Here is a 17,415-nt window from a genome sequence, read left to right as displayed (position 1 = left end):
GGGACACGTTCGCTTGCCGTTCGTCACGTTAATGGCAGCGGCCTTGCCGCGCGAGAGGTGACGCGTCGGCCGGGTTTCGGGCCGGTTGGCTCATCCAGGGACGGGCTGTGGCACTCTCAGCTCACCATGTCAGCATTGTCGGACCTGCTCGCCAGCCAGACGCAGCTGGACGAGCCCGAGACCGCCCATCTGCAGCAGCTGGTCGCCGAGTGGCAGCTGCTGTCGGATCTGTCCTTCGCCGACCTGCTGCTGTGGGTTCCCACCGCGACCGAGGGCGAGTTCCTGTGCGCTGCCCAGTGCCGGCCCACCACCGGCGCCACCGCCTACCTGCTGGACCGGGTCGGCGAACGGCTGGCCGGTACCCGCGCCGCGGCGCTGCAGGTCGCGCTGACCGAGGCCCGGATCTTCCGGGAGTCAGATCCCGACTGGGAAGGCGATACGCCTATCCGGCGGGAGGCGATTCCGATCCTGTTCAGGGACCGGCCGGTGGCGGTGCTCGGGCGCGACGGCAACCTGACCAGCCTGCGCAGCCCCAGCCAGCTCGAGCTCGCCTACCTGCAGAGCGCGGCCGACCTGGCGTCGATGGTGGCCACCGGCAAGTTCCCGGGCCCACCGAACGAACGCGAGGAAGGCTCGGGGCCACGGGTGGGCGACGGCATGGTGCGCCTGGACGCCGAGGGCAGGGTGCTCTATGCCAGCCCCAACGGCTCGTCGGCGTTCCGTCGGCTCGGTTTCGCCGGCAACCTGTTGGGCGCCGCATTCGCTGACGTGGTCACCGAATTGGCCCGGGATCCGTTCAAGGCGGCTGACCTCAACAAGATGACCGCCGAGGCGTTGGGCGGCATGCATCCGGTGAGCCGAGAACTCGACGGCGACGGCGCGATCGTGCAGTTCCGCGCGATTCCCCTGCATCCCCGCGGTGAATCACTCGGTGCGCTGGTGCTATTACAGGACGTGACCGAGCTGCGCCGTCGCGACCGGCAGATCCTGAGCAAGGACGCCACGATCCGCGAGATCCACCATCGGGTGAAGAACAACCTGCAGACTGTCGCGGCGCTGCTGCGGCTGCAGTCACGCCGAGTAGCCAATACCGAGGCCCGTACTGCGCTGGAGGAATCGATGCGCCGGGTGTCCTCGATCGCGCTGGTGCACGAGACGCTGTCCTCGGCGATCGATGAAGAGGTCGCCTTCGACGAGGTGGTCGGCCGGCTGCTGTCGATGCTGGGCGAGGTGGCAGGCTCCGGCACTCGGGTGCTGGTGCAGCGGATCGGTAGTTTCGGTCAGCTGCCCGCCGAGTTGGCGACACCGTTGGTGATGGTGCTCACAGAACTGGTCGGAAACGCCGTCGAGCACGGCTTCGCCGGCAATCGATGCGGGTCGGTGCGGGTGGTCGGCGAACGTGCTCGAGGGGTACTGGCCGTTCAGATCCTCGACGACGGCGTCGGCCTGCCGGAAAGGTTCTCCATCGACAACAGCGACCGGTTAGGCCTACAGATCGTTCGGACCTTGGTGGAAGCGGAGTTGAACGCGACGCTGGAACTCACCGGCCGCGGTCCGGGTCAGCCTGGCACTGCCGTGACGCTGCGCGTTCCGATCAGCCGGCGGGAGCGGGGCTCGGTGTGAGGAGCAACACAGGCTCGGCGTTGCACATCAGACGGCTGAAGCCCAAAGGCTGGACCCTCGGGCGACGCCAGACCTTCAAGCGGCGCTAGCGAACTCACGAAGCGTTGGACACTCAACCAGCGTGGGTACTCAGGCAGCGCTAGGACATTCGGGCGCGAGCGCGGGCATTGCGGCGCTTGAGGGCACGTCGTTCGTCCTCACTCAGTCCGCCCCAGACGCCGGCGTCCTGGCCGCTCTCCAGTGCCCACGAAAGGCACTCTGACATGACGGGACAGCGACGGCACACGGCCTTCGCTTCTTCGATCTGCATCAATGCCGGACCGGTATTACCGATCGGAAAGAACAGTTCCGGGTCCTCGTCGCGGCATACCGCGCGGTGACGCCAGTCCATGGGGCCGATCTCCTCACTTGGCTTGGAAACTGCTGACAGGCAAGCATGAGCCGCGCAGCAGGTGCTTGTGAATTCTTTCACGAGCTGCCGACTAGTTCAAGGACCACGCGACACGTCAGACGTGTGTCACATGGCTCGTTCTACGATCCATGGTTCAGCGGACGACTAGGTTCCTGGTTCGGTCACGTCCGGTCTCACTTACAAGCCTTGCCCACCTTGCGCAACGGGGCAAGTCCAAAACGCCCTGTTGCCGAAACTGCCTGGCATTCGCACAGCTGAAACACAGCCAAACGCCGTGTTTTGTCGTGATGATCATCAACTGCTGTGGTGCCGGCGTCAAGAGCGAGGTTGCAGACATTTATGCAGACAGCGTTGTGTGAACAGGCGTGCGGACAGCGTTGTGCGAACAGGACGTGCGGGCAGCGCTCTGGCAGACAGTCTTTGCAGACAGGATGGCGCGGACTGCGTTGTGCGGAATTACCTTGCAGACAGGGCTGGGCAGATAGCGCTGTGCAGGCAGGCCTGTGCGGACAGTGACGGTTCACAGCACGAGGCCGGGCCGGCAGGTCTGATCAGACGGCGCTCATCAGAGCGCGCACCCGTCGGCAGCTCCGTCAGACATACACCTCGAGTGCCCGAGGCACGCCCCGGAACCGAACCTGCCGGCGCTCGTCAAGGGCGTCGCCGTCCACCTGAAAGGGCAGTGGCCGGTCCGAGCGCAGCACGAACTCGGCCAGGTCGTGCTCCAGCCGCGAGCCGAAACCCTTGCGGCGGCCGGCGGCCCGGCGAGGCGAGGTGACCATCCGGGTGGCAGCGAACACGATTCCGGCCGCGCCCATCCGGGTCCGGGCGTAGACGTCCAGGCCGGTGTCGAATGAAGCCAGCGGGGTGGGCGAGACCGGCCGCTCACCCAAGTACGTCCATGGATCGCAGTTGGTCACCAGCGCCAGGTGGATACCCGACATGGTGCTGCCGTCGGCGAATTCCAAGGTGATCGCGGGATGGCGCCGGTCCTGCTCGAAGTACGTCCGGACCGCGGTGCGCACGTAGAGCGCGTGGGTCGACGTGCGCCCACGCCTGCGGTGGGCTTCGACGGCGGCGACCACCGCGGCGTCATAGCCGAGGCCGGCGGCGAACACGAACCAGCGGTCATCGGCCTGGCCCAGGCCGATGTGCCGAAGCCGGTCGGTGCGCATCGCGTCGATCAGCACCGAGGTGGCTTCGACCGGCTCGTTGGGCAGGCCCAGGGCCCGGGCGACGACGTTGGTCGAACCGCCGGGCACGATCCCGAGCCGGGGGACGCCGGGATGCACGCCGTCGGTGAGCAACCCGTTGACCACCTCGTTGACGGTGCCGTCCCCGCCGAGAGCCACCACGACATCGACGCCGTCACGCATCGCCCGGCAGGCCAGCGCCGCGGCATGACCCCGGTTCGCCGTCTCCTCGACCTCGAGCTTGGCATCGACGGACAGCGCGTGCACCAGGACGTCGCGCTGGCGCACCGTGGTGGCGGTGGCTCGGGGGTTGGTGACGACCAGGACTCGCACAACCTGACCCTACCGTCGAGGCGGGCTCATCCAGCGCTACCGGAGTGCTCAGCTCGACCGCGGCCTGCCCGCGTCCAACCGGCGGCAGAGTGCTCGCATACGCTGCTGACATGCCCGACACCGCAGCCGAGCCGGCCACCGGCCCGCCTCCCGGCGGTGTCCAGGCGGCCGCCGCGATCGTGCTGCTGGAGGCCGCCGCGCTGGCTATCACCGCGCTGGTGCTGCTGGTGCTCGCCTTCACGCGGACCACGACCCGGCTCTGGGGTGCGGTGGCGATCGTCGGCTTCGCGCTGCTGGGCGCGGCGGTGCTGGCACTGTGCGCCCGCGGGTTGTTGCAGCTGCGTCCGAGCGCCCGATCGCCGGTGATCCTGGTGCAGCTGCTGGCGGTGCCGGTCGGCTACTCGCTGGCTGTCCAGGCCGACCGGCTGCTGATCGGGGCGCCGATCCTGATCATCGCGATCACGGTGGTGGTGCTGTTGATGCTGCCGTCCTCGCGGCAGGCCCTGGACCGCTTCGGGTAGCGAAGGCTGGGCCGCGGCGATCAGCGGTGGTGCAGGTCGGGCAGCCGGTCGCGCAGGGCGGCGAGGGTCTTGGCCAGCAACCGCGAGACGTGCACCTGCGAGACCCCGAGCACCTGGGCGATCTCACTCTGGGTCTTGTTCTCCACGAAGCGCAGCAGCAACGCCTGCCGCTCCCGCTCGGTGAGCCCGGCCAGCACCGGGCGCAGCGCGTGCCGCAGTTCCACATGCTCCAGAGCGGTGTCCGGCTCCACCAGGCCGTCGGCGATGGTCCGGCCGGTCGTGGCGCTGGGCACGTCGATCGGCACCGCCGAGTACGCCCGAGCCGAGTCGGTGGCCTCGATGACCTGCTCCGGGCTCAACCGCAGGTGCCCGGCCAGTTCGGCCACCGTCGGCGCCCTACCCAGGCGATGGGTCAGGTCGTTGATGCCGACGCCGATCTCGGCCTGCAATTCTTGCAGCCGGCGCGGCACCCGGACCATCCAGCCGCGATCGCGGAAATGCCGCTTGATCTCCCCGACGATGCTGGGGGTGGCGAAGGTCGAGAACTCCAGCCCGCGCTCCTGCTCGAACCGGTCGATCGACTGCAGCAGGCCGATGGTGCCGATCTGCAGCAGGTCATCGACCGGCTCACCCCGACCGGTGAACCGGTGGGCCAGATAGCGCACCAGCGGCAGGTGAATCTCGACCAGCGCGTTGCGCACCTGCTGTCGCCGCGGGCTGCCCGGCTGCAGCGTGCCCAGTTCGGCGAACAGCTGATGGGTGCGATCGCGATCCGGCCGGCTTCGCTCGGTCATGGGTCCCGGCTTCGCTCGGTCATAGGTCCTGGCTTCGCTCGGTCATGGGTCCTGGCTTCGCTCGGTCATGGGTCCTGGGGGCCGCGTGCCTTGCTCAGGGTGAGCGACAACCGCTGACCCGACTCGGTCAGCGCGACGGAATCGGTGAGGGCGGCCAACACCAGCCAGGCGAAGCTCGACCGGTCCGGCTGACCGGCGCCACCGGCCGGCACGGGCACCGACACCTCGGCGCGCAGGTTGGTGGCCTCGCCGCCGAAGACCGCCGACAGCTGCGCGCCGGGGCTGGCGTGGGGCAGCAGCAGCGCGCCGGCCTCGTCCACCGCGATCCGCAGGTCATCGATCTCGTCCAGGGTGAAGCCACGCCTGGCCGCCAGCGAGGCGATCACCGTGCGCAGCACCGACAGGTAAGCGGGATCGGCCGGCACCGTCAGCTCGACGATGTCGGTGGCGTTCAGCCGGTCCTCAGCGGTCACCGGCCGCCGCCGCCGGGCTCAGAGTGCTGTCGATGTTCCAGCGCAGCACCACCGGCCGCTCGTGCTCGTAGCCGAGGCTGCAGACGGCGCCGGTGCCCAGCCAGAACTGCCGTCCCGAGGTCACCGGATGACCGAGCCAGCGAGCGGCCAGGCACCGGATCGCGTGCCCGTGCGAGAAGACCAGCACCGGCCCGGTCCGGCCGCTGGACTGCAGCCGGTCGGTGATCGTGCCGAGCAACCGGTCGAACCTCGCGCTGACCGCCGCGGCGTCCTCGCCGCCGGGGATCGGGCCGGACCACACCGACCAGTCCGGCCACTGTCGCCGGATCTCGGCCGAGGTCAGCCCTTCCAGATCGCCGTAGTCCCACTCAGCGGCGTCGGGGACGCGCTCCTGCACTTCGAAGCCGGCCAGCTCCGCCGTCCGCCAGGCACGTTGGCGGGGCGAGCTGAGCACCAGTGCCGGCGCTGTCGAGCCCAGCACGGCCCGGATCAACGGGCCGGACGCCCGGGCCTGCCGCTCGCCGAACTCGGTCAAGGCGATGTCGGAGTTGCCGGTGTGCTGGCCGCTGCGGCTCCACTCGGTCTCGCCGTGCCGGACCAGCAGCAGGGCGGGCTGGGTGTTGGGCGCGGGCCAGCGCCGGACGACCGAGGCCGACCCGGTGATCGGGTCGGCCTCGGTCGATTGCTCAGGTGCGGACACCGGTTCGCTCACGCAGCCTTCTTGGTCTCCCAGAAGATGGTGTCGATCTCGGCGATCATGTCCAGCAGCTTCTGGCCCTCGGCCGGGTCGACCGAACTCTTGCCACCGGCCGCGCCGGCCTGCTTGGTGGCCTTGTTGAACAGCTCGTGCAGCTGCGGGTACTTCTCGAAGTGCGGGGGCTTGAAGTAGTCCGTCCACAGCACCCACAGGTGATGCTTGACCAGGTCGGCGCGCTGCTCCTTGATGAGCAGTGCCCGGGTCCGGAAGATCGGGTCCTCGTTGGCCTGGTACTTCTCCTGAATCGCCTTGACCGACTCGGCCTCGATGCGAGCCTGTGCCGGGTCATACACACCGCACGGCAGGTCGCAGTGAGCCGAAGCGGTGATCGAACGGCGCATCAAGCGCATAACTCTCCTCCAGTCGCGACAACAACGCATTCCGGTGGCGGAACGCTCGATTGGACCCTACTCCGCAACCTGCCTAGCCGGGTCAGGCAGCATCAGCGCATGCAGGCTTTGCTTCCCTGGCAGCGGGTGCGCGTCGAGGGCTTGTCGATGACCCCCACCCTGCTGCCGGGGGACTGGCTCCTGGTGCGTCACGGAGCCCCGGTCCGGCCCGGCGCGCTGGTGCTGGCCAGGTTCCGGCGCCGGCCGGAGCTGCTGGTGATCAAGCGGGCGGTGGCCGAGCAGGACGGCGGTTGGCTGCTGGCCAGCGACAACGCCGGCCAGGGCAGCGACTCGCGCCAGTACGGGGTGGCCGACGTGCTGGCCACGGCGGTGCGGGTCTGGCGTCGGAGCGGGCCGGTTCCTGCCGGCAACTGGTGGCGGTCGGCGGCGCGACGCTGGTGGGGAACCGCTCCCCGGGAGTTCAGCCCGCCAGGATAAATCTCGCCCGGATGCGCGAGGAGTATCTAGGTGGGCGGGCAGGCGCATCTGATGAGTAAGCCGGCGTATCAAGCATGTAGCAAGCCGACCATCGGCCCGGCGTTGCCGCACCCTGTAAAGGGTCCCAGCACCGTCTCGCCAGTCGTTCACCGTTATCCGCGATCACTTGGAGCTTGCCGCGTGAGACCTACCTTCGACCCCTCCAGCCCGGTCTTCAAGATCCACCAGGGCGGCAAGCTGGTGGTCTCCAGCACCATGCCGCTGACCGATCGGGAGGCCCTGTCGCTGGCCTACACCCCCGGCGTGGCGCAGGTCTCGGCTGCCATCGCCGTTGATGAGTCGCTGGCCGCCACCTACACCTGGCGCTCGCGGCTGGTGGCGGTGATCAGCGACGGCACCGCGGTGCTGGGCATGGGTGACATCGGCCCGGCCGCCGCGCTGCCGGTGATGGAAGGCAAGTGCGCGCTGTTCGAGCAGTTCGCCGGGCTCAACGCGATTCCGATCGTGCTGGGCACCACCGACCCGGACGAGATCGTCGACACCATCGTCCGGATCGCGCCGTCCTTCGGCGGTGTCAACCTCGAGGACATCTCAGCACCCCGCTGTTTCGAGATCGAGCGCCGGCTGCGTGACCTGCTGCCGATCCCGGTGTTCCACGACGACCAGCACGGCACCGCGATCGTGGTGCTGGCCGCGCTGCGCAATGCCGCCCGGCTGACCGGGCGCGGGCTGGATGAGCTTCGGGTGGTCGTCTCCGGCGCCGGCGCGGCCGGCGTGGCCTGCGCCCGGATCCTGCTCGCGGCCGGCATCGGCGACCTGGCGCTGGCCGACTCCCGGGGCATCGTGCACCGGGGCCGGACCGACCTGAACCCGATCAAGCGCGAGCTGGCCGAGCTGACCAACCGGGGCGGCTTCACCGGCTCCCTGGAGTCCGCGCTGGCCGGCGCCGACGTGTTCCTGGGAGTCAGCGCCGGAGCGGTCGACGAGGCCGCGATCGCCGGCATGGCCAGGAACTCGATCGTCTTCGCCCTGGCCAACCCGACCCCTGAGGTGGAGCCGGAGATCGCCCGCCGGCACGCGGCGGTGGTGGCCACCGGACGCAGCGACCATCCCAACCAGATCAACAACGTGCTGGCGTTTCCCGGGGTCTTCGTCGGCGCTTTCGACGCCGGCGCCCGGCAGATCACCGAGGGGATGAAGCTGGCCGCCGCGGCCGCTCTGGGCTCGGTGGTGGCCGGCGAGCTGCGTCCGGACCACATCGTGCCGGCCCCGTTCGACGAGCGGGTGGTGCCGGCGATCCGGGCGGCGGTGGCCGAGCAGGCCCGCCGCGAAGGGGTGGCCGGCCAACTTGACCAGTAAGTATGATCCCGGCTGGGCCCGGGCCGGCCGGGACCGGCATGCTCAGCGGATGCTCCCGCTCCGACCGGCCGGCCCGATAGTCCGGACCCGGCGCGCCGTGGCGCTGCACTGGGGCCGGCGGCTCGGGCAGCTCTACCTCGGCCTGGTGCTGTACGGGGTGTCGGCGGCGATGCTGGTGCAGGCGGGCCTCGGCCTGGGCCCGTGGGACGTGCTGCACCAGGGCATCGCCTTCGGGCTCGACCGTGAGATCGGCACCGTCAACATCGCGGTCGGGGCGCTGGTGCTGCTGTTGTGGATTCCGCTGCGCCAGCGTCCGGGGCTGGGCACGGTGAGCAACGTGCTGGTGGTCGGCCTGGCGATGAACGCCACGTTGGCGCTGCTGCCGGTGCAGCACGGTCTCGCGGCGCGGGTGGCGATGCTGGTGGCGGCGGTGCTGCTGTGCGGCCTGGCCACCGGCATGTACATCTGCGCCGGCTTCGGTACGGGCCCGCGTGACGGCCTGATGACCGGAATCGCGCGCCGGACCGGCATCTCCATCCGGCTCAGCAGGACCATCGTCGAGCTGGCGGTGCTGCTCACCGGCTGGTTGCTGGGCGGCACGGTGGGAGTGGGCACGGCGCTGTTCGCCGTCACGATCGGACCGGTGGCGCAGCTGTTCCTCCGGCTCTTCGCGCGCTTCGGACTGGACAGCTCGAACGTGATCAGCCCGGCCCATGAGGTGGCTGAGCCGGTGATGGCGCGGCCGGACTAATTGCCTGCCGGCTCGGGTCAGTCATCCTCGTCGTCGGCCCTGGCCAGCCAGGTCGCCAGCCGGTCCACCGCGATCTCGAAGTCGGGGTTGAGGTCGACGAAGGTGCGCAGCCGCTCGGCCAGCCAGGCCAGGCTGACCTCCTCGTCGCCGCGCCGCGATTCCAGCTCCTCGATCCCACGATCAGTGAAGTACATCCGCTACTCCGTCCGTGCGTGGCTTCACTCGCCCGGGTAGCGGACGCCGAGCTCGGCCCGCGCGCCGTCGAGCAGTTCCATGATGGCGATCGTGTCGGCGGCCGGGATCAGCGGGCTCTCGGTCAGCCCAGCCCGCAGGCAGCGGGCGACCTCGGCGATCTCGGGGCCGTAACCGTGGGTGTCGCTGCCCAGCGGGTCATCGATCCGGGACTCCAGCTCGCCCACCATCACGGTCAGGGCGGTCGGGCGGTAGAACCGGCCCTCGGTCCGGATCCAGCCCTCGGTGCCCACCACCAGCCCTCGGATGGGCGCCTTGACCGGGGCCGAGCACCAGAGCTGGGCGTCCCGGCCGTCCGGGTAGCCCCACTGCATCGCCACGGTGGCGTCGCTGCCGGTGGGCGCCAGCGCTCCGGTGACGGCCACCGACTCGGGCCGGCCGAGAAAGATCCAGCCGAAGGTGACGGGGTAGATGCCCAGATCCAGCAGGGCGCCGCCGCCGTTGGCCAGGTCATAGAGCCGATGGCCGGGATCGAAGGTCCGTCCCAGGCCCAGCTCGGCCCGCACCGACACCAGCTCGCCGATGGCTGACCCGGACACCAGCTCCTGGGCCTTGCGGATCAGCGGGTTGGTGCGCATCCACATGGCTTCCATGGCGAACACCCCCGCGGCGGCGGCCGCCGCGAACACCTCGCGGGTGTCGGCGGCGTTGAGGCAGACCGGCTTCTCGATCAGCACCGCCTTGCCGGCCGCGATCGCCAGCAGCGCCTGCTCGTGATGGCCGGGGTGGGTGGTGGCGATGTAGACGACGTCCAGGTCAGGGTCGGCAACCAGTTCGTGGTAGCTGCCGTAGGAGCGGGGCGCGCCGTGCCTGGCCGCGAAGTCGGCGGCCCGGTCGGCCTGCCGGGCGCCGACCGCGGCCAGCACGTTGCCCGGGGTGCGAGCCAGGTCGGCGGCGAACTTGCCGGCAATGCCGCCTGCGCCGAGGATGCCCCAGCGGATGACGGCATCATCGGTTGCGGGTTGACCCATGAGCCCAACCTAGCGCGCGTGGGATGCGCCGCTGCCGGCGGTGCTGACCGTCAGCGGCGGTAGTGCTGGCCGTCAGCGGCGGCGCGGACCGTCAGCGGCGGCGCTGGCCGTCAGCGGCGGCAGTGCTGGCCGTCAGCCCAACGCCGTCGCCACGACCTCGCGCTGCTGCTTGTCGTGCACGCTGGCCGAGCCGACCGCCGGGGACGCCGAAGCCTTGCGCGAGGCGCGGTAGAGCTGCCGGGTGTCGCCGTGGGCAGCTAGACGCTCGGGAAGGTTCAGCGCGATGAACGGGTAGGCGCCCTGGTTGGCCGGCTCCTCCTGCGCCCAGATCAGCTGGGCCTGCGGGTACTTGGCCAGCTCGGCGGCGATCTCGTCACCGGGCAGCGGGTAGAGCTGCTCCAGGCGCACGATCGCCAGGTCGGACCGGCCGGCCTCGGTGCGTGCCGCCAGCAGGTCGTAGTAGACCTTGCCGCTGCACAGCACCACCCGGCTGACCTGGTCCGGCGCCGCCGAGGAGTCTCCGATCACCGACCGGAAGCCGCCGTCGGTGAACTCCTCCAGCTGGCTGACCGCGGCCTTGAGCCGCAGCAGCGACTTGGGGGTGAACGCGATCAGCGGCCGGCGGATGTCGGACAGCGCCTGCCGGCGCAGCAGGTGGAAGTAGTTGGCCGGCGAGGAGCACATCGCCACCGTCATGTTGTTCTCCGCCGCCAGCTGCAGGAACCGTTCCGGACGGCCGGTGGAGTGGTCCGGACCCTGACCCTCGTAGCCGTGCGGCAGCAGCAGCGTCACCGAGGAGCGCTGGCCCCACTTGGCCTCGCCCGAGGCGATGAACTCGTCGATGATGGTCTGCGCGCCGTTGGCGAAGTCGCCGAACTGGGCTTCCCAGACCACCATGGCGTCGGGGTTGGCCACCGAGTAGCCGTACTCGAAGCCCATCGCGGCGTACTCCGACAGCAGCGAGTCATAGGCCCGGAACGGGGCCTTGGCGCCCGGGATGTGCCGCAGCGGGGTGTACTCCTCGCCGTTGGCCCGGTCGATCAGCACCGCATGCCGCTGGGTGAAGGTGCCGCGGCGGGAATCCTGGCCGGCCAGCCGCACCGGGTGGCCGTCGACGGTCAGCGAGCCCAGGGCCAGCAGCTCGGCGGTGGCCCAGTCCACGTCGCCGCCGGTGGTCTGGGCCACCCGGCGGTCGATCTGCGGCTTGAGCCGGGGGTGGATGCTGAATCCGGCCGGGTGGTTGGCGTAGAGGTCGCCGATGGTCTTGATCAGCTCGGCCGAGATGGCCGTCGAGGTGTGCGGCTGGGTGGGCGACTCCTCCATCACGGGCTCGGGCCGTGGCTTGCCGGTGGCGTCCCTGGTCTCCAGGAACACTTTCTCCAGCTGGGACTGGAAGTCCTTGAGCGCCTCTTCGGCGTCGGTGATGGTGATGTCGCCGCGGCCGATCAGGGCCTCGGTGTAGAGCTTTCGGACGCTGCGCTTGCTGTCGATGATGTCGTACATCAGCGGCTGGGTGAACGAGGGGTTGTCGGCCTCGTTGTGCCCGCGGCGCCGGTAGCACACCATGTCGATGATGACGTCCTTCTTGAACTTCACCCGGTAGGCCACTGCCAGCTTGGCCACCCGCACGCAGGCTTCGGGGTCATCGCCGTTGACGTGGAAGATCGGCGCCGAGATCATCCGGGCGATGTCGGTGCAGTACAGGCTGGAGCGGGACTGCGCCGGCGAGGTGGTGAAGCCGACCTGGTTGTTCACCACCACGTGCACGGTGCCGCCGGTGCGGTAGCCGCGAAGCTGTGACAGGTTCAAGGTCTCGGCCACCACGCCCTGGCCGGCGAAGGCGGCGTCGCCGTGCATCAGCAGCGGCAGCACCGTGAAGCCGTCCTCGCCCTTGTCGAGGATGTCCTGCTTGGCGCGGACGATTCCCTCGAGCACCGGGTTGACGGCCTCCAGGTGCGAGGGGTTGGCGGTCAGCTCGACCGCGACCTTGGTCCCGTCGGGGCTGACGTAGGTGCCGTGCGCGCCGAGGTGGTATTTGACGTCACCGGAGCCCTGCGCGGTGCCCGGGTCGATGTTGCCCTCGAACTCGTTGAAGATCTTGGCGTAGGGCTTGCCCACGATGTTGGCGAGCACGTTGAGCCGGCCGCGGTGCGGCATGCCGATGACGACCTCGTCCAGCGAGTAGCTGGCCGCCTCGGCCAGCACCGCGTCCAGCAGCGCGATGACGGTCTCGCCACCTTCGAGGCTGAAGCGCTTCTGGCCGACGTACTTGGTCTGCAGGAAGGTCTCGAACGCCTCGGCGACGTTGAGCCGGGACAGGATGTGCTTCTGCTCCTCCCGGGTCGGGGCGTCGTTCTTGATCTCGATGTTCTGCTGGATCCAGGCGCGCTCCTCGGGGTCGATGATGTGCATGTACTCCACACCGACCCGGCGGCAGTAGGCGTCACGCAGCACCCCGAGGATGTCGCGCAGCTTCATCAGCTTGTTGCCGGCGAAGCCGCCGACCGCGAACTCCCGGTCCAGGTCCCACAGGGTCAGGCCGTGCTTGGTGATATCGAGGTCCGGGTGGGTCCGGATCTTGAACTCCAGCGGATCGGTGTCGGCCATCAGGTGGCCCGAGGTCCGGTAGGCGTTGATCAGCTCGATCACCCGGGCGCCCTTGTCGATCTGGCCCTCGTGGCTGAACTCGCGGTCGGTCAGCCAGATCGCCGGCTCGTACGGGATGCGCAGGGCGGCGAAGATGTCGTAGTAGAAGCTGTCCTCGCCGAGCAGCAGCTGGTGCACCCGGCGCAGGAACTCACCCGACTGGGCGCCCTGGATGATCCGGTGGTCATAGGTCGAGGTGAGCGTCATGGTGCGCGAGATGCCCATGTCGTTCAGGGCGTCGGGGTTCATGCCGCTGAACTCGGCGGGGTACTCCATCGCGCCGACGCCGATGATCGCGCCCTGGCCCTGCATCAGTCGCGGCACCGAGTGGTTGGTGCCGATCGTTCCGGGGTTGGTCAGGCTGACGGTGGTGCCGGCGAAGTCCTCGGCGGTCAGCTTGCCGGTGCGGGCGCGGCGGATGATGTCTTCGTAGGCGCCCCAGAAGGCCGCGAAGTCCATCTTCTCGGCGTTCTTGATCGAGGCGACCACCAGTGAGCGGCCGCCGTCCTTGCCCGGCAGGTCGATCGCCAGGCCCAGGTTGACGTGCTCGGGCTGCACCACGACCGGCTTGCCCTCGGCGTTGACCGCGAAGAAGTTGTTCATCTCCGGGTAGTCATGCAGCGCCCGCACCACGGCGTAACCGATCAGGTGGGTGAAGCTGACCTTGCCGCCGCGGGCCCGGCGCAGGTGGTTGTTGATGATGATCCGGTTGTCGGCGAGCAGCTTGGCCGGCACGGCCCGGACGCTGGTCGCGGTCGGGATCTCCAGCGAGGCCTGCATGTTGGTGACGACTTTGGCCGGCGCGCCGCGCAGCACGGTGACGTGACCTTCGGCCGGGGCGTTCGGCGCGACCGACGGGGTGGTCCAGGAGGCCTTGGCGGGCTGAGCGGCGGCGGGCTGGGCGGCGGCCGGCTCGGTCGCGGGCTTGGCGGCGGCGGGCTCGGTCGCGGGCTTGGCGTCGGCCGGCTTGGCGTCGGCCGGCTTGGCGGGGGCCGGTTTGGCGGGGGGCTCACTGGCTGCCGGCTGACCGGTGGCCTGGTCGCCGGGCGCCTGCTCGCTGGAAGGCGGCGTCGGTGCCGGGTTCTGCGGGACGCTCACCGCTGCCGAGGTCTCGGTCTTGCCCATGGCGGTACGGCCGCTGCCGTCCGAGGCGGCGCCACTGCCGTCTGAGGCGGCCGCGTCTTCGTCCGAGGCAGCCCGGTCTCCGCCCGCGGCGGTGCGGCCACTGCCGTCCGAGGCGGTTGCGTCTTCGTCCGAGGCGGCCGTGTCCCGATGGCTGCCGACGGTGGCGCGGTTGCCGTCGTGTCCGTTGCTGGTGGCCGCGTCGGTCTCGGCGGCCTCAGGCAGCGGGGCCAGGAGAGCCTCGGTCTCGTCGTCGCCGTAGCTGCTGCCCGGCGGCGAATGCCGGACAGACCCGGCCGGGCCGGCCGTGGGCCGGTAGTCGGCGAAGAAGTCGTGCCAGGCCGCGTCCACCGCCGCCGGATCGGTCAGGTAACGCTCGTACATCTCCTCGACCAGCCACTCGTTCGCGCCGAAGTCGGGGCGGGTTGATTCACTGCCAGTCGAGGACTGCGCGGTCACGTCGTCGTCACCTTCTCGGAGTCTGCGAAAGCCTGCGGATGGGGAGCGCTCGCCGGGTAGCAGCTACCACCCTGGCAGGGCACGACCTGATAAACCAGGGTACGCGTGGACCTCCGGAAGGCGCAGCGCCGCCCGCCCATCCGATGACCTGAGATCGGTGCGATTCCTCACAGCTTGCCCATTTCGGGCCGCTCAGCTGATATCGCGGCTCAGGTTGATCCTGCCTCCGATGATCAGCAGCGCCAGCGTCCAGGCCAGGAACAGCAGGCCGCCGGCAGCCGGGGCCAGCAGGTTCACGTCACCGGGCAAGCCCTCCGCATTGCCGTTGGAGAGAAAGGCCTGCACGGCGCCCCCGGGGGTGTAGGCGTAGACCTTGCGCACCCAGGGCGTGAAGTTGAGAACCGGGTCGAGGATGAAGAAGTACACGATTCCGAAGACCATCGCGGCGGCCTGATTGCGCAGCACCGCGCCCAGTCCGAGGCCGAACATGCCGGTCATCACCAGCGTCGCGAACGCCTTCGCCACGCCACCGGGCACGCCCTGCCCGAACTCGACCGGCACTCCGACGCTGGACAGCCAGATGATCGCGATCGCGAAGTTCAGCGCCACGCAAATGAGGGCGTAGATGACTGCGAAGACGGCGTAGGAGGCGGCCTTGCCGGCCAGCAGCTGCCACCGGTTCGGAGTCGCCAGCAACGTGGGGGTGATCGTCTTGTGCCGAAACTCGGTGGTCAGGCCCAGCAACCCCAGTACCAGCAGCGCGACTCCGGCGCCCTCGGACTGGGTGAAGACGGAGTAGTAGTCGACCGGCGCGCCGTTGTCGTGGTCGTTGATCGCCGTCACCACCATTCCGATGGTGCCCAGCGCGGTGAAGGCGGCGGCCAGCAGCACCATCCAGAACCAGACCTGGGTGCTGCGGATCTTGAGGACTTCGGAGCGGACCAGGTTGATCATCGCTGACCTCCCTGGAATCGGTCCTGGAATCGGTGCGGGGTATTGCCGGGCGGTTCCAGCTCCGCGCCGCGGTGCTCACCCTCGGTCAGGCTGAAGAACAGCCGCTCGAGGTCGAACTCCTCCAGCCGGAGTTCGTGCAGCTCCACGTTGTGGACGAAGGCCAGGTTGCCGACCCGGTCGAGCCGGTCGGTGCGGACCCGCAGCGCGCCGTCGGGCTCGGTGGTGCCGCCGAAACCAGCCTGCGCCAGCGCCTGCTGCAACGGGCCCAGCGCCGGTCCGCGCACCACGGTGGTGGCTGTTCCGGCCGACAGCTCGTTGAGGGTGCCGGCCCTGACCAGCTTGCCGCGGTTGAGGATCACCGCCCGGTCCGCCACTTCTTGCACCTCGGCCAGCTGGTGGCTCGACACCAGGACGGTGCGGCCCTCGCCGGCCAGGTGCCGGAAGAACCCGCGCAGCCAGCGGATGCCTTCGGGGTCCAGGCCGTTGGCCGGCTCGTCCAGGATCAGCACCCGCGGATCGCCGAGCAGCGTGCCGGCCAGGCCCAGCCGCTGCCGCATGCCCATCGAGTAACCCTTGGTCTTCTTCTTGCCGACGTGGCCCAGCCCCACCAGGTCCAGCACCTCGTCGGCCCGGCGCGCGGGCAGGCCGGCGGCCGCGCAGTAGATCCGCAGGTGCTGCAGGCCGGTGTGGGCCGGATGGAAGCTGGCTGCCTCCAGCGCGGCGCCGACGGTCTGCAACGGCCGGGGCAGCGACTCGTAGGTCACCCCGTTGATGGTCGCGGTGCCTGACGTCGGCCGCACCAGCCCCAGCAGCATCCGCAGGGTGGTGGTCTTGCCCGCCCCGTTGGGGCCGAGAAAGCCGGTCACCGAGCCGGGCTCGACCGTGAAGCTGAGCGAGTCCACCGCCCGCTGGGTGCCGAAGACCTTGGTCAGGTTGTCCACGACGATCCGGCCGTCGCCTCGTTGGGCGGCGGGGCTGGCTGAGTGCTCGGACACCGTCATAGCCACATCAGATCATCAAGCGGCGCTCGGGTGTGGCAGTCCCCCCGCCGCGTGTCTCAACGGGTTGCCAGCAGCCCCGCCAGCAAGCCGGCCAGTTCGGCCGGTGATTCCACCGCGCAGTCGGCGGCCCGGCGCAACTCGGCCAGCTCGCCGACCGCGATCGTCAGGCCGGGCCGGCCGGTGTCCGCCGCCCAGGCCGACACCGCGGCCAGCGCCGGCAGGTCCCCGTAATCGTCGCCGGCGAACAGCGCTGCCGTGGTGCTCGGGGTCAGCAGCTGCCGCAGCGCGGTGGCCTTGGACAGGTGGGGAATCCTGATCTCGAGCACCAGCTTGCCCGGATGCAGTTCCAGGCCCTGCTCGGCGACCAGCGGCGGCAGCCGGTCGCCGAGCTCGATGAGCGCCCGCTCCGGGTCAGCGGCCTGCCGGGTGTGCACCACCAACGACAGCCGCTTGTCCTCCAGCCACACCCCGTCGCCGGCCTGGCGTAGCAGCGGGGGCAGGCTGGTGCGCAGCGCCGCCAGTCCGGCCGGCTCGGCACGGGTCCGCAGCTTGCCGTGCTGCCAGGTCTCCGCGCCGTGCAGGCCGCTGACGACCACGTCCGCGATGGCGTGCAGGCCGCCGAGTTCGAGCACCGTGGCAGCGTCGCGGCCGGTGACTATCGCGATCTGCGCTCCGGCGTCCGCCAGCCTGGCCAGGGTGTCGATGACACCGGGCACCGGCCGTGAGGTGCTGGGATCGCTGACGATCGACGCCAGGGTGCCGTCGAAGTCCAGCGCGATCAGCGCGCCGGGCAACCGGGTGGCGATCGCGGCGAGCCGGTCCGGTTGGGGGTGCGTGTCTGGCGACGGGTGCGTGTCTGGCGACGGGTGCGTGTCTGGCGACGGGTGCGTGTCTGGCGACGGGTGCGTGTCTGGCGACGGGTGCGTGTCTGGCGACGGGTGCATGCCTGGCAACGGGTGCGTGTCTG

17 protein-coding genes are annotated in these 17,415 nt (G+C 69.9%); 5 read left to right on the top strand and 12 right to left on the bottom strand.

Features of this window, described 5'->3' with window-relative positions; translation table 11 throughout:
• Positions 1-126: 126 nt before the first annotated feature.
• The gene (locus VF557_08275; GenBank protein ID HEX8080190.1) at positions 127-1,623 is read left to right on the top strand and encodes a PAS domain-containing sensor histidine kinase; all 1,497 of its coding nucleotides are present in this window, start codon (positions 127-129) and stop codon (positions 1,621-1,623) included.
• A gap of 139 nt (positions 1,624-1,762) precedes the next feature.
• Here VF557_08275 and VF557_08270 read toward each other — a convergent pair whose 3' ends face one another.
• On the bottom strand, positions 1,763-2,014 hold the full coding sequence (locus VF557_08270; GenBank protein ID HEX8080189.1) for a WhiB family transcriptional regulator: 252 nt from the start codon (positions 2,012-2,014) through the stop codon (positions 1,763-1,765).
• A gap of 614 nt (positions 2,015-2,628) precedes the next feature.
• Positions 2,629-3,561 (bottom strand): diacylglycerol kinase family protein, encoded by a 933-nt coding sequence (locus tag VF557_08265; protein HEX8080188.1) that lies wholly within the window; start codon positions 3,559-3,561, stop codon positions 2,629-2,631.
• 110 nt (positions 3,562-3,671) lie between these two features.
• On the opposite strand from VF557_08265, the gene VF557_08260 reads away from it, so the two are divergent.
• Positions 3,672-4,082 carry a hypothetical protein gene (locus tag VF557_08260; protein HEX8080187.1) on the top strand — a complete coding sequence of 137 codons (411 nt, stop codon included), beginning with the start codon at positions 3,672-3,674 and terminating at the stop codon, positions 4,080-4,082.
• Between the two features lie 20 nt (positions 4,083-4,102).
• On the opposite strand, the gene VF557_08255 is transcribed toward VF557_08260, so the two are convergent.
• The 4 genes from VF557_08255 to sodN all read right to left on the bottom strand — a co-directional run bounded on the left by VF557_08255 (position 4,103) and on the right by sodN (position 6,447).
• Positions 4,103-4,876: a SigB/SigF/SigG family RNA polymerase sigma factor gene (locus tag VF557_08255; GenBank protein HEX8080186.1), complete on the bottom strand. Its 774-nt coding sequence runs from the start codon at positions 4,874-4,876 to the stop codon at positions 4,103-4,105.
• A gap of 65 nt (positions 4,877-4,941) precedes the next feature.
• Positions 4,942-5,349 (bottom strand): ATP-binding protein, encoded by a 408-nt coding sequence (locus tag VF557_08250; GenBank protein HEX8080185.1) that lies wholly within the window; start codon positions 5,347-5,349, stop codon positions 4,942-4,944.
• Positions 5,339-6,061, bottom strand: coding sequence for a histidine phosphatase family protein (locus tag VF557_08245; GenBank protein ID HEX8080184.1), 723 nt, complete (start codon positions 6,059-6,061; stop codon positions 5,339-5,341). Before VF557_08245 ends, VF557_08250 begins: the two co-directional genes overlap by 11 nt.
• Entirely contained in the window at positions 6,058-6,447 is a 390-nt protein-coding gene (gene sodN, locus VF557_08240; GenBank protein HEX8080183.1) for a superoxide dismutase, Ni, read from the bottom strand. Before sodN ends, VF557_08245 begins: the two co-directional genes overlap by 4 nt.
• A gap of 108 nt (positions 6,448-6,555) precedes the next feature.
• Between sodN and VF557_08235 the strand changes: the two genes are divergently transcribed.
• From VF557_08235 to VF557_08225, 3 genes are all read left to right on the top strand, one after another.
• Complete coding sequence (locus VF557_08235; GenBank protein ID HEX8080182.1) at positions 6,556-6,933, top strand: S24 family peptidase; 378 nt, start codon at positions 6,556-6,558, stop codon at positions 6,931-6,933.
• 180 nt (positions 6,934-7,113) lie between these two features.
• Positions 7,114-8,292 carry an NADP-dependent malic enzyme gene (locus VF557_08230; protein ID HEX8080181.1) on the top strand — a complete coding sequence of 393 codons (1,179 nt, stop codon included), beginning with the start codon at positions 7,114-7,116 and terminating at the stop codon, positions 8,290-8,292.
• A 49-nt stretch (positions 8,293-8,341) separates the two neighbouring features.
• Positions 8,342-9,043 (top strand): hypothetical protein, encoded by a 702-nt coding sequence (locus tag VF557_08225; protein ID HEX8080180.1) that lies wholly within the window; start codon positions 8,342-8,344, stop codon positions 9,041-9,043.
• 17 nt (positions 9,044-9,060) lie between these two features.
• Here VF557_08225 and VF557_08220 read toward each other — a convergent pair whose 3' ends face one another.
• The 6 genes from VF557_08220 to otsB form a co-directional block, all read right to left on the bottom strand.
• On the bottom strand, positions 9,061-9,237 hold the full coding sequence (locus VF557_08220) for a DUF6104 family protein (GenBank protein HEX8080179.1): 177 nt from the start codon (positions 9,235-9,237) through the stop codon (positions 9,061-9,063).
• Positions 9,238-9,261: 24 nt separating this feature from the next.
• A complete protein-coding gene (locus tag VF557_08215) occupies positions 9,262-10,266 on the bottom strand; it encodes a Gfo/Idh/MocA family oxidoreductase (GenBank protein HEX8080178.1) in 1,005 nt (334 codons plus the stop codon).
• 132 nt (positions 10,267-10,398) lie between these two features.
• Positions 10,399-14,493, bottom strand: a complete 4,095-nt coding sequence (locus VF557_08210; protein ID HEX8080177.1) for a multifunctional oxoglutarate decarboxylase/oxoglutarate dehydrogenase thiamine pyrophosphate-binding subunit/dihydrolipoyllysine-residue succinyltransferase subunit — start codon at positions 14,491-14,493, stop codon at positions 10,399-10,401.
• A 192-nt stretch (positions 14,494-14,685) separates the two neighbouring features.
• Positions 14,686-15,447: a hypothetical protein gene (locus tag VF557_08205; protein HEX8080176.1), complete on the bottom strand. Its 762-nt coding sequence runs from the start codon at positions 15,445-15,447 to the stop codon at positions 14,686-14,688.
• The gene (locus VF557_08200; GenBank protein HEX8080175.1) at positions 15,444-16,442 is read right to left on the bottom strand and encodes an ABC transporter ATP-binding protein; all 999 of its coding nucleotides are present in this window, start codon (positions 16,440-16,442) and stop codon (positions 15,444-15,446) included. Before VF557_08200 ends, VF557_08205 begins: the two co-directional genes overlap by 4 nt.
• 62 nt (positions 16,443-16,504) lie before the next feature.
• Positions 16,505-17,242 carry a trehalose-phosphatase gene (gene otsB / locus VF557_08195; GenBank protein HEX8080174.1) on the bottom strand — a complete coding sequence of 246 codons (738 nt, stop codon included), beginning with the start codon at positions 17,240-17,242 and terminating at the stop codon, positions 16,505-16,507.
• Positions 17,243-17,415 lie beyond the last annotated feature (173 nt).

This window comes from Jatrophihabitans sp., assembly GCA_036389035.1.
GTDB lineage: Bacteria > Actinomycetota > Actinomycetes > Mycobacteriales > Jatrophihabitantaceae > Jatrophihabitans_A.
The sequence above is the reverse complement of the archived record's forward strand: the minus strand, read 5'-3'. Positions and strand labels throughout refer to the sequence as shown.

Coding starts and splice junctions, on each gene's coding strand:
- VF557_08275 (HEX8080190.1), top strand. CDS start 127: ATGTCAGCATTGTCGGACCTGCTCGCCAGCCAGACGCAGCTGGACGAG.
- VF557_08270 (HEX8080189.1), bottom strand. CDS start 2,014: ATGGACTGGCGTCACCGCGCGGTATGCCGCGACGAGGACCCGGAACTG.
- VF557_08260 (HEX8080187.1), top strand. CDS start 3,672: ATGCCCGACACCGCAGCCGAGCCGGCCACCGGCCCGCCTCCCGGCGGT.
- VF557_08255 (HEX8080186.1), bottom strand. CDS start 4,876: ATGACCGAGCGAAGCCGGCCGGATCGCGATCGCACCCATCAGCTGTTC.
- sodN (HEX8080183.1), bottom strand. CDS start 6,447: ATGCGCCGTTCGATCACCGCTTCGGCTCACTGCGACCTGCCGTGCGGT.
- VF557_08235 (HEX8080182.1), top strand. CDS start 6,556: ATGCAGGCTTTGCTTCCCTGGCAGCGGGTGCGCGTCGAGGGCTTGTCG.
- VF557_08225 (HEX8080180.1), top strand. CDS start 8,342: ATGCTCCCGCTCCGACCGGCCGGCCCGATAGTCCGGACCCGGCGCGCC.
- VF557_08220 (HEX8080179.1), bottom strand. CDS start 9,237: ATGTACTTCACTGATCGTGGGATCGAGGAGCTGGAATCGCGGCGCGGC.
- VF557_08215 (HEX8080178.1), bottom strand. CDS start 10,266: ATGGGTCAACCCGCAACCGATGATGCCGTCATCCGCTGGGGCATCCTC.
- VF557_08205 (HEX8080176.1), bottom strand. CDS start 15,447: ATGATCAACCTGGTCCGCTCCGAAGTCCTCAAGATCCGCAGCACCCAG.